At 62.9% G+C, this 11,464-nt stretch carries 9 protein-coding genes and 1 riboswitch; of the genes, 5 read left to right on the forward strand and 4 right to left on the reverse strand.

Going from position 1 to position 11,464, the window contains the following annotated elements; all coding sequences use genetic code 11:
• On the reverse strand, window positions 1-1,321 hold a 1,321-nt coding region (locus tag VNN55_09645), incomplete at its 3' end, for an SBBP repeat-containing protein (protein ID HWO57817.1).
• Between the two features lie 313 nt (window positions 1,322-1,634).
• On the opposite strand from VNN55_09645, the gene VNN55_09650 reads away from it, so the two are divergent.
• Complete coding sequence (locus VNN55_09650) at window positions 1,635-2,954, forward strand: GAF domain-containing SpoIIE family protein phosphatase (GenBank protein HWO57818.1); 1,320 nt, start codon at window positions 1,635-1,637, stop codon at window positions 2,952-2,954.
• 74 nt (window positions 2,955-3,028) lie between these two features.
• Entirely contained in the window at window positions 3,029-3,955 is a 927-nt protein-coding gene (locus VNN55_09655; protein HWO57819.1) for a DMT family transporter, read from the forward strand.
• Between the two features lie 7 nt (window positions 3,956-3,962).
• Here VNN55_09655 and VNN55_09660 read toward each other — a convergent pair whose 3' ends face one another.
• Both VNN55_09660 and nrfH read right to left on the reverse strand, forming a co-directional pair.
• Complete coding sequence (locus VNN55_09660; protein ID HWO57820.1) at window positions 3,963-5,300, reverse strand: ammonia-forming cytochrome c nitrite reductase subunit c552; 1,338 nt, start codon at window positions 5,298-5,300, stop codon at window positions 3,963-3,965.
• 15 nt (window positions 5,301-5,315) lie between these two features.
• The gene (gene nrfH / locus VNN55_09665; protein HWO57821.1) at window positions 5,316-5,777 is read right to left on the reverse strand and encodes a cytochrome c nitrite reductase small subunit; all 462 of its coding nucleotides are present in this window, start codon (window positions 5,775-5,777) and stop codon (window positions 5,316-5,318) included.
• A gap of 264 nt (window positions 5,778-6,041) precedes the next feature.
• Here nrfH and nadA point away from each other — a divergent pair, with 264 nt between their 5' ends.
• From nadA to VNN55_09680, 3 genes are all read left to right on the forward strand, one after another.
• On the forward strand, window positions 6,042-7,154 hold the full coding sequence (nadA, locus tag VNN55_09670; protein ID HWO57822.1) for a quinolinate synthase NadA: 1,113 nt from the start codon (window positions 6,042-6,044) through the stop codon (window positions 7,152-7,154).
• 151 nt (window positions 7,155-7,305) lie between these two features.
• Window positions 7,306-7,442, forward strand: a riboswitch (cyclic di-AMP (ydaO/yuaA leader).
• Between the two features lie 87 nt (window positions 7,443-7,529).
• Complete coding sequence (locus VNN55_09675; GenBank protein HWO57823.1) at window positions 7,530-9,554, forward strand: APC family permease; 2,025 nt, start codon at window positions 7,530-7,532, stop codon at window positions 9,552-9,554.
• A 128-nt stretch (window positions 9,555-9,682) separates the two neighbouring features.
• A complete protein-coding gene (locus VNN55_09680; GenBank protein HWO57824.1) occupies window positions 9,683-10,954 on the forward strand; it encodes an oligopeptide:H+ symporter in 1,272 nt (423 codons plus the stop codon).
• Window positions 10,955-10,974: 20 nt separating this feature from the next.
• Here VNN55_09680 and VNN55_09685 read toward each other — a convergent pair.
• On the reverse strand, window positions 10,975-11,464 hold a 490-nt coding region (locus VNN55_09685; protein ID HWO57825.1), incomplete at its 5' end, for a permease.

Below are 11,464 nucleotides of genomic sequence, written 5' to 3' on the forward strand. Positions count from 1 at the left end.
GTCCGGCGGCATCGACCGCGATGCCGAAGGCCTGGTCGTCGCCGCTGCCGCCGATGTAGGCGCTGTAGGCCAGCGCCGCGCCGGTCGCGTCGAGTTTGGTGATGAAGGCGTCGTAGCTGCCGCCGTTGTAACTGGCATCCAGGCCGCCCAGGGCCGGAAAGTCGGATGACTTGGTGTGGCCGCAGATGTAGGCGTTGCCCGCCGCGTCGATGGCAATCCCGCGCGCGTAGTCCTCATTGGCGCCGCCGATAAACGTGCTGAATTCGATCGCGCTGCCGGCCGGGTTCAGACGCATGATGAAGGCATCGCCGGTCCCGCCGTAGGTGGGATCATAGGCGCCGACGATGGGGAAGGTGGTCGAGGAGCCCGTGACGCCGGTCAGGTAGGGGCGCCCGGTGGGATCGACGACCATCCCCGCGAGGATATCCGGCCCCGTGCCGCCGATGTAGGTGCTGTAGATCAGCCCTAGTCCGTCGGCGGAGAACTTGGTCAGGAACAAGTCGCCGAAGGAGCCCGCGTTGTAGGTCGGATCGTAAGCGTTGAGCGTCGGGAAGGTTGCCGATTCGGTGTTGCCTGCGGCGTAGATCGCGCCATCGCCGCCCACCGCCAGGGCGAAGATCACATCGTAAGCGGCGCCGCCCAGGAACGTCCCGTAGTCCAGCGCCGCCGCGGCAGATTGCAGATAGGGCGACAGCGACACTGAGCCATCCTGCCAGTCGAGCGCCTCGATGGTAGCGCGCGGCCGGCCGGGCAGGTCGAGACGGATGGCCGATGGGTCCGCCGGAGGATGTAGCACCAGCGACATTGTCGTGGTCCCGTCGGTGGACAGCTCCAGATCGACGTTGGGATAGAGGTTGCGTGCGCTCAGCCTTGTGGTCATCGGCACACCCGCCACCCAGCGACGCGGGTCGTTGCCGATCAGGAAGTTGGCATAGCCCACAGTCTCGCCGGGCGCCAGCTGCGATACCGCGAGAAGGCCATCCGGAAACCCGATGCGCGTCAGTCGGTGATTGTGGCGATCGGTCAATGCGGGGAATGGGTCACGAGCGTCGGAGCCGGCCGCCACCGTCTCGTCACGCCGCACTGCCACCTGGTCTGTGATCACGGCCGAGGCGGTGAGCCAGAGTGTCGCCTGTTGGCCCCGCACGCAGGCCAGGATGCTGTCATCCCACTGCCCGGCATTGAGGATGATGGTCGAGACGGCGGGAGGTGACGACGGGGGCGCGGGCTGATCGGAAGCGGCGGTCGAACCCACGCACAGGAGGAGCGCAAGCAGTACGCCGCAACAGGACAACGATGGGACACATCGCAGTGGACGCATAGGGTCTCCCAATTCGTTTTTGAAGCGCGTGAAACAGCGGGGTACACGGCGCGTTTGACAGCGCCCTAAGATCGCTCCAATTCGGTGAAAAAGCAAACACGAACCCGGGTTTTCCGCTCGCAGCGGCGAGAAGTCGCCCTGTCAAATTGATCGAAAACGCCGATGGCCGATCTACAGGACCGCCGGCCGGGCGTCTCACACCTGCCCATCGGGTAGGGGCGGCGGCGGGCAGGATTTTAGCGCGTGTTGAGTCGTCGCTTGACTTGTCTGGGCGGGAACGTTACTTGGGGTCCAGACAGGAGTCCCACACTGCATGGCTGCCTTGTTCGGATCGAAAAGAGACGACGCGCCGACACCGGAATCGACGGAGGTCGAACGGCTCAAGACGGAAAACCAGCGCCTGCACCGGGCGGTGGAAGAGCTGTCGGTCCTCAACGAGATTGCGCTGGCGATCAACTCGACCATGGCGCCGGAGCAGATCAACAAGCTCATCGTCAGCAAATGCATGCGCCGCCTCGGGGTGCAGCAGGGGACGATTCACCTCTTCGGCGACAGCGAGTCGGATCCGACCAAGACGCTGATGCGTGTGGTCTCCAGCGGCGACGGCCTGCCGATGCGGATCTCCATCCAGATGCAGGGCTGGATGCATAAGAATCGCAAGCCGCTGGTCATCAACGATCTGGCCAACGACGAGCGTTTCGGCGGCGCCGACGCCAAGAATCTGCCCATCAAGTCGCTATTGTCGGTGCCGTTGGAATTGAAGGGGCGGTTGATCGGTATTCTCAACCTCTTCAACAAGATCGACGGCGAGATCACCTCGGAGGACGCGCGGCTTGCGGCCATCATCGCCTCGCAGTGCGGGCAGGTCATCGAGAACGCGCGTCTCTACGCTGAAGAGCAGAAGTTGCACCAGTTGCAGGATGACCTCCGCAACGCCACCACCATCCAGCGCCTCCTGCTGCCGCGCAGCGCGCCGCAGATCGAAGGCGCCGACATCGCGGGCGTGTCGCATCCGGCGCGCGATGTGGGCGGCGACTATTTCGACTACATCGATCTCGGCAACGGGCGGTGGGGGATCGCGGTGGGCGACGTGTCGGGCAAAGGCATGCCTGCGGCGCTGCTCATGGCCAATCTGCAGGCGACCATGCGCGGGAGCGCCTTCAACACCAGCACGGTCTCCGAGTGCGTCACCGCGGTCAACAAACTTCTGCTCGGCTCAACCGACGCCAAGACCTTCGTCACGCTCTTCTATGCGATCTATGACTCGGTCAATCACACGCTGACCTACTGCAACGCCGGGCACAATCCGCCGTATCTGGTAGATGCCGGCGGCCAAATCAAGACGCTCGAAGTCGGCGGGCCGTTGGCGGCAGCGTTTTCGTGGTCGAACTACGGCGAAGAGACCGTGGCCATGGGCCCGGGGTACCGTTTGGTGATCTACACGGACGGCGTCACCGAAGCCGCCGACAAATCCGAGGAGCAATTCGGCGAGGAGCGGCTGGTCGAGTTGATCAAGACCTGGCGCGACACGCCGTCGAAGGCGTTCATCGAGCAGGTCGTCAACGAGGTGCTGAACTTCCAGAAAGACCTGCCGGTCGCCGATGACATTACGCTGGTCTGTTTGAGGACTTAGTGCGGTATGCTCGAGAGGGGAAACGACACGGCGTCTCGACACGGGACGCCGTTTGTCGTTGAATCACCGACGTCATGACGAACACGATCCTGTTTGCGTCGCTGTGCCTGGTGTGGGGCGCGACCTGGCTGGCGATCAAGATTGGACTGACGGAATCGCCACCGTTTTACGGCGCGGCGATCCGGTTTCTGGTCGCGGCGCTGCTGTTGGGGGCGGTGGTGGCCTGGCGCAAGCCGCACTGGCCGAAAACGCGCCGGTTGTGGGGCTGGATTGCCATCAGCGCCTTCTTGATGTACGCCGGCTCCTACGCGGTCACCTACCTGACCGAGCAGTACATGAACGCCGCGTTGGCGGCGATCCTGTTCGCGTCGTTTCCGTTCTTCGTCACCATCGGCGCGCACTACTTCCTGACGCACGAGCGGCTCACGACGGTCAAGACCGCGGGGCTGGTGGTGGGGTTCAGCGGTGTGGTGGTGTTGTTCGCCGGCGGGGCGAACGCGCCCTCGACCACCGCCTGGTGGGCGCCGGGGCTCATGCTGCTCTCGCCGCTGACCTCGGCGGCGTCGAACATCATCGTCAAGCGGCACCTGACCGGCGAGGACCCGGTGGTGCTCAATTTGATCCAGATGAGTCTGGGTGTCTTCTTCCTGCTGGCGCTGGCGGGCGGCTTCGAGGACGTCTCCGATTTCAATTGGAACTGGACGTCGATCGGGGCGGTGTTGTTCCTGGCGGTCTTCGGGTCGGCGTTCGCGTTTGTGACGCTTTATCATCTGCTGCGTACGATGACCGCCAGCCGCCTGTCGCTGATCGCGTTTGTGACGCCGGTGGTCGCGGCGGTTCTGGATTGGCTGGTCCTGGGGGACACGCCGACCTGGGCGACCGCCGCCGGCGCGTGCCTGGTTCTGGCGGGGCTCTACATCGTCAACATCCTCGGCGAGCGCGGCCTGGCGCGTGTGGTCGAAGCGCCCGCGGTCGAGGCGGTCGACTGCCGGGACGTTTGAGTTCGGTCTACTTCACCGACAATCCCGACGGGCGGATCAACTCTGCCTGCAACTGGCCCTGGCGGGCGTAATCGATCGCTTCGGCGAGGATGCGCGCCGCTTCCTGCGGGGCATGGAAGCCGCTGGAGTTTTCCGCCGAAATGTAGTCCAAACGCCACTGCGCCTTGCGGTGCAGAGCGCGCGGTCCGGCCAGTTCCTGCTCGGTCGCGCCGCGCCGCATCGCCGCCAGAATCGCGTCGCAGAGCGCCAGCACGGCGATTTCCCCGCGATCCAAAAGCGCGATGGTCCGGCTCTGAATGGCCTCGGCCCGGGCGAGCATCTCCTGCTCGGGGAAGTGGTGGCAGGGAAGGCAGGCGCGCGAGACATTCAATAGCGGGCTGCGGATGTGGTGGTCGGTGATCTTGGCAGCGCCCTCGCGCATGTAGGGCATGTGGCAGTCGGCGCAGGCCACGCCCGAGCGGGCGTGAATGCCCTGGTTCCACAGTTCGAATTCCGGATGCTGCGCCTTCAGCATCGGCGCGCCGGTCTCCTTGTGCGTCCAATCCTTGAAGCCCACGCTGTCGTAATACGCCTCGGCGCCGTCCATGGTCAGACCGTTGTGCCAAGGGTAAGTGACAATCTTCCCCTCGCCCTTGAAGTAGTATTCAACGTGGCACTGGCCGCAGACGAAGGTGCGCATCTCCTGGCGCGTGGCCATGGTGTTGGGATCGTAGTTGGGAATCCCCTCGCGCGCCTTGACCAGCTTGATGGCATTGAGGAAGCCGGGACGGGTGATGCGCAGCTTCATGTCGGCCGGATTGTGGCAGTCGGTGCAGGCGATCGGGTGGCTGACATACTTCCAGGCGGTGTCCAACGGCATGGCGCAGACCAATTCGAATCCTTTCTGCAAATCGCCGCCGCCGACCGACTCATAGACCTGCTTCATTCCGCCGGCGTGGCACTGCAAACAGGCGCCGGGCTGCTTGAACTGCGAGGTGCGCAGGGTGGTCTTTTGGTCCTCCAGCGAGAAGGCGTGGCCGCGCTCCTCGCGGTAGTCAACGCCGAAGGCGTAGCCGCTGAAGAGTCGCTTCCATGCCGGGTCGGTGTCGAGTTTGGAGAAGGCCTCGCTGCCGCCATAGCGCGTGCGCACGGTGTCGCTGGTGCGCAGGTAGCCCTCGTAGGCGCGGGGGAAGTTCCTGCCCCACAGCGAGGGATCTATTGTCTCTTCGGTGATCTCGACCAGTCTCAGATACTGGTAGGCGCCCTCCTGCTTGCGCTGCGAGATGTTGAGCAGGAGGGTGGCGACCGCCCAAGTGGCGGCGGCGGTGGCGGCAATGGTGAGCAGAAACGGCATCAGGCGGCGCATGACATCCTCCGTAAGTCAGTTCGTGGTCAGGTGGCCCGCCGAGCGGTGGCATTCGGTGCAACGGGCCTGCATGTCTTCGACATCGCGGTGGGCGGCGATGTCGCCCACCATGATCGAATGGCAGCGGATGCAGTTGTGCTGCAACTCCTGCAGGTTGGTCGGGCGTATACGGATCGGCTCATGGAAGTTCTGAAGTGTGAACGCCCGCGAGTGGTGCCAGCCGTTCTCCGCCTTGACGAAATACTTGTCGGGGAAGGTCGCCGGCACATGGCAGTCGTTGCAGGACGCGACGGTGTGATGGCTGGATTTCACCCATGAGTCGAACTGCTCGTTCATGATGTGGCAGTTCTTGCAGGCGGCCGGATCATTGCTGAGGTAGGAAAGTCCCTCGGCGAAATGAAAGGTGAACAGCGAGAGCCCGACGAACACGCCGAACCCGACCGCCGACACCCAGCGGAGCCATGAGGAAGACCGCATGCGACCCATGTATATCCCGTCCCCGCCGCGCAGGCGAGGGAGTCACAAATAGGAGGATTGCACTCGGCAATCAACCTCTTTGGAAGACGGAATTTGCGTGTTTTGACAGACGCGGGCGCCCGGCGGCGGCAAACCCGCTGCGACGGGGCGGGCGTCTAACACACGATTGGGACGGCACTTGCGTATCAGGGTGAGGCGGGGTCATATTTCGGAACTTCCCGGCGCCGGGGCTGTTGAACGGCACAGAGGAGAAGCAGAGTCGTCATGCCAGAAGCCACTCTGGACACACCCTACGGACGCACCAGTTGCGAACGTCCCTTGGCATCGGCCGAGCAGGAGGCGCTGGCGGCACGGGTGCGGGCGCAGATGGACCGCTGGGGGGACCGGCTGGTCATCCTCGCCCACCATTACCAGCGCAAGGAAGTGGTGCCGTTCGGGCATTTTGTCGGCGATTCCTATTACCTCTCCAAGATGGCCGCGCAGCAGGAACGGGCTGAGCACATCGTCTTTTGCGGCGTGCACTTCATGGCCGAATCGGCGCGTATTCTGTGCCGCCCGGAGCAGCGGGTTTACCTGCCCAATTTGCGCGCCGGCTGCCCGATGGCCGACATGGCCGATGACGCCCAGGTCGATGAGGCCTGGGAATTCCTCGGTGGATTCACCGATCTGAAAACGATCATTCCGATTTCCTACATGAACTCGTCGGCGCGTCTCAAGGCCTTCACCGGCGCCAACGGGGGCCTCATCTGCACCTCCTCGAACGCCGAAAGGGCCTTCGAGTGGGCTTTCCAGCGCGGCGAGAAGGTGTTCTTTTTTCCCGATGAACATCTGGGCACCAACACCGCCAACCGTCTGGGGATTCCCCGCGATGAACGCGTCCTCTACGACCCGCTTCATCCGCCGACCGATCCGGCGCCGTTCCGGAAGGCGCGTGTCATTCTCTGGAAGGGCTTCTGCCATGTGCACACCAACTTCACGGTGGCGCATGTCGAGCGGGCGCGGCGGGATTACCCCGGGGTGAAGATCGTGGTGCATCCCGAGTGCCACGAGGATGTGGTCAACGTCGCCGATGCGTCGGGGTCGACTGCCTTCATCGACAAGTATGTCCGCGCGCAGCAGCCGGGATCGATCATCGCCATCGGCACCGAGATCAATCTGACCTCGCGTCTGGCCGATGAACATCCCGACAAGACCATCTTCGAACTCTCCGGCCAGAATTGCCCCTTGTGCGTGAACATGTTCCGCACGTCGCTGGAGGATCTGGCGGTCTGCCTCGAGGCGCTCGGTCCGGGCGCGCACGACAAGGAGATTGTCGTGCGTCCCGAGATCGCCCGCGACGCCAAACTGGCGCTGGACCGGATGCTGGAACTCCGCTGAGGCTTTGTCTCAGTACGCGATTTCGATCCCAATAGATCTGCAGAAGCCATGTTCACGGCAGGGGCAAGTCCCTGCCGCATTGTGCCTTCCAGTCAATCTACAGCTGAACCTAAGAATCTATTAGCGCTGCAATTGTTTGCTGCGTAATTACCGCCAACAATGGCCGAATCCCGCGCGCTTGCACGGGAGCGGGGGACCCAGAAGTCGGGGCGAATCGCACCAAGCGTAGGGTGACGCAGTCTCTTCCACCCGAGCCCGTCAGCTAACCTCGTAGGCCGGAGAGGAGACAGCATGTCCGTTTCCGGTGCGGAGGATCCGTCCGGGCGGCTTGGTGATTCGCATCCTGATGGGACACCGGGCCGCGTTCCTGAGCCATTGCCTCAGCGTAGACACTGGGGCAGGAGACTCAAACTTCTGTTCATCGGCGGTAAGCGGGAATTGGGAGAGCCGGGGCTCTTTCACAAGGTCTCGCTGATCGCGCTGCTGGCATGGGTGGGGTTGGGCGCTGATGGACTCTCATCGTCGGCCTATGGCCCCGAAGAGGCGTTCAAGGCACTGGGTGGCCACACATACCTCGCAATCGCCCTGGCGGCGGCGACTGCCTTCACCGTCAGCATCATTGCCTACGCTTACAGCCGGATCATCGAGCATTTCCCCTATGGCGGCGGCGGATATGTGGTCACATCGAGCGTGTTCGGCCCTCATATCGGGCTGATTTCGGGATCGGCGCTGCTCATTGACTACGTTTTCACGATCGCCATCTCGATGGCCGCGGCTGGCGATGCGATCTTCAGTTTTCTGCCGCTGCACTGGCAAACCCTGACAATCGCCGGCGTCCTCCAGCTCAAGTTGGTGGTAGAGCTGGCGGGCATCGGCATCCTCACGGTGCTCAACCTGCGCGGTGTGAAGGAATCGGTGACGGTCCTCGCGCCGATCTTCATCACCTTTCTGTTAATGCACGCGATCCTCGTACTCGGTGTGATCTCAAGCCGCTTCCATGAGATTCCCGTGGTGGCCGGTCAGATCGCCGACGGCTTTTCGCGTGGACTCGAACCGCCTCCCGCAGGACTGGGGCTGGCCGGAATGCTGGCTTTGTTCTTGCGAGCGTACTCGATGGGCGGCGGCACCTACACCGGTATCGAGGCCGTCTCCAATGGACTAATGATCATGCGCGAACCACGGGTGCAGACCGGCAAGCGCACCATGGTCCTGATGGCCACGTCGCTGGCTCTGACTGCCAGCGGACTCATCATTGCCTATCTGTTGGCCCACATCCAGCCCGAGGCGGGCAAGACGATGAACGCGGTCCTGACCGAGTCATTTGCCGCCCGCTTCAGCGACTGGGGTGGTTGGGCGGTCAGCGCCTTTGTCTTTGTGACCCTGCTGTCCGAGGCGTTGTTGTTGGTCGTCGCCGCGCAGGCGGGTGTCATTGACGGGCCTCGAGTGATGGCAAACATGGCGCAGGATGGCTGGCTGCCGCATCGCTTCTCTCAATTGTCGGATCGCCTCACGATGCAAAACGGCATCCTGATCATGGGCGCCAGCGCGGTCGCGGCCTTGCTCTATACCGGCGGCGACGTGACCCATCTCGTCGTCATGTACTCCATCAATGTGTTTTTGACCTTTTCACTGACCGAACTGTCGATGTCGCGATTCTGGTTCCGCGATCGGCAGCGGCATCCCGACTGGAAACGCAAGATTGTCATTCATCTAATCGGGCTGACCATGTGCGTCTCCATCCTCGTTGTGACGATCTATGAGAAATTCGGAGAGGGCGGATGGGTCACACTGGTGCTCACCCTGATGGTGATCGTCGTCTGCCTCCTGATCCGCCACCATTACCGGCGCGTGAATGTCCATCTACGACAGCTGGACGACATCCTTCAATCCGTGCCCGATCGGGACTCAACTCCGGCGCCTGCGTTGGATCCATCCGCGCCGACCGCAGTCTTGCTCGTGGGATCGTATGCCGGTCTGGGCGTTCACTCCCTGCTGTCAATCCAGCGGCAGTTTCCGGGCCACTTCCGCAATTACATCTTCGTGTCCGTGGGTGTGCTGGATTCGGCCAGTTTCAAGGGGGCGGATGCCGTGGCGGATGTTCGTCGGCGGACGGAAGAGGCGCTGCGACAGTATGCGAGATTAGCCAACCAGTGGGGATTGGCGGCCGAGTACCGGCTGGCGGTGGGCACGGAAACGGTCGAAACCGCCGAGGCGCTCTGCCTGGAGATCGCCGCCCAATTTCCGCAGGCGGTTTTCTTCGCCGGCAAACTGATCTTCGAGGAGGAGCGTTGGTATCAACGTCTGCTGCACAACGAGACAGGGTACCAGTTACAACGGCGACTGCAGTTTGCCGGGCTGACGGCGATGGTCCTTCCCGTCCGGGTGCTGGCGCCGCGCTGAGGCGCGCACTGCCGACCCACTCGGGTGAACACCGGGATTGTGCCAGAACCAGACAAGCATCCGCTTGTGTGGCCAAGCGACAGCGATGATCTTGCCGCATCGGACACCCAGTCCAGGGAGAAGCGTCCATGACCGACGAGAGCAATCGACATCCACGCGGATTCTGGTTCGTGTTTTGGGGCGAACTGGCCGAGCGCGCCAGTTTCTACGGGATGAAGGCGCTGTTGGTCCTGTACATGATCAACAAGCTGGGGTACTCCGACGCCAACAGCGCCACTGTCGCCTCGCTGTTTTCCGCCACCGCCTACATCCTGCCGATCGTCGGCGGCTACATCGCCGACCGCTGGCTGGGGAAGTTCCGGACGATTGTCTACTTCGCGATCCCCTATATCATGGGGCATATCATCCTCGGCACCTTCGACAGCGAGGTGGGGCTGTATGTCGCCTTGGCGCTCCTGGCTGGGGGCTCGGGCACGATCAAGCCGAACATCAGCACGCTCATGGGGTTGATGTACCAGCAGCAGGGCAAATCGCATCTGTTGTCGCAGGCCTTCTCGTGGTTCTACATGGCCATCAACATTGGCGCGGCGTCGACCACCACCACGCTCCCCTTCATCCGCGACCGCTACGGCTACGGAGCGGCGTTCATGGCTCCGACCATCCTGATGGCGGTGTCGCTGGGGATCTTCTACCTGGGCAAGAAACATTACCCCAAAGAGGACATGCGGGCGCTGTCGCGCGTTCCCAAGACCCCGGAACAGAAAAGCGAGGAGCGGCGTGTGCTCGTGCGGTTGTCCGGTCTGTTCGCGCTCATCGTCTTCTTCTGGTCGGTGTTTGACCAGTCCTATTCGACTTGGACGCTCTTTGCGCGCGATTACATGGTCCTGGAAACCGCCTTCGGACGGATTCCGCCGGATTCGATCCAGGGGCTCAACTCCATCCTGATTGTCGTCCTCTCGCCGCTGTTTGCCTGCATCTGGTCGCGCACCGACCGGGACGAGACGCACCGGTTGTCATCGCCAAAGAAGATGCTGATCGGTTTTGTGATGGTCGTGATGTGCATGGCGGTGATGGCGGTCGCCGGGTTTGCGGCGCAGACCGCCAAGGTCTCGATCCTCTGGGAAGTCGGCGCCTACATCCTCATGACCATGGCCGAGCTGTGCATCTCGGTCATCGGTCTGCAACTGGCGTTTGAGGAGGCGCCGGAGCGGATGAAGTCCACCATCACCGGCATCTGGTTGTGCACCATTTTCATGGGCAACCTTCTGGCCGGGATCTTCTCGCGCTATTACACGCAGATGACGCCCGGCATCTACTTCTCGATGATGACCGCGATGATCGTGGCGGTCACGATCACGTTCTTTTTCGTCGGCCGCCGCTTCGAACGCCGGCGGGCGTGAGCCCGACGCGCCGGTCGAACCTAACGGCTGAGGTGGAAGGGGACGCTGATGATGATGCGGTCATGTTTGCGTCCTTCGCGGTAGAGGATGGCGTCCTTGAGCAGTCGCGCGGTCTGGTTGTGCAGATACTTCTGCCAGAACTTCGCGGGCACAAATTCCGGAATGACGACCACGGCCAGGGCGTGATCGGCGGGGCGCTTGTCGACCTCTTCAAGGTATTCGATCAGCGGCGCGACGGTGGAGCGATAGGGCGATTCCAGCACCACCAGCGGCACATCGTTGCCCCAGCGTTTCCAATCCTCGCGCAATCGCTCCGTGCCCTTCGGGTCGATGTCGGCGGTGACGGCGACGACATCGGCGGACATCGAGCGCGCGAATTCCAGCGCCGCAAGCGTGCCGCGGTGCACGCCGGAAACCGGGACCACCACTTTGTGGCGGACATGGGTGGCGGGGTTCTTCCACGGCCGCGGTTCCAACCCCTCCACGGACATCAGCGCCTGCGCGTCGTCG

The sequence above is a fragment of the bacterium genome (assembly GCA_035559435.1).
In the GTDB taxonomy this organism is placed as follows: domain Bacteria; phylum Zixibacteria; class MSB-5A5; order WJJR01; family WJJR01; genus JACQFV01.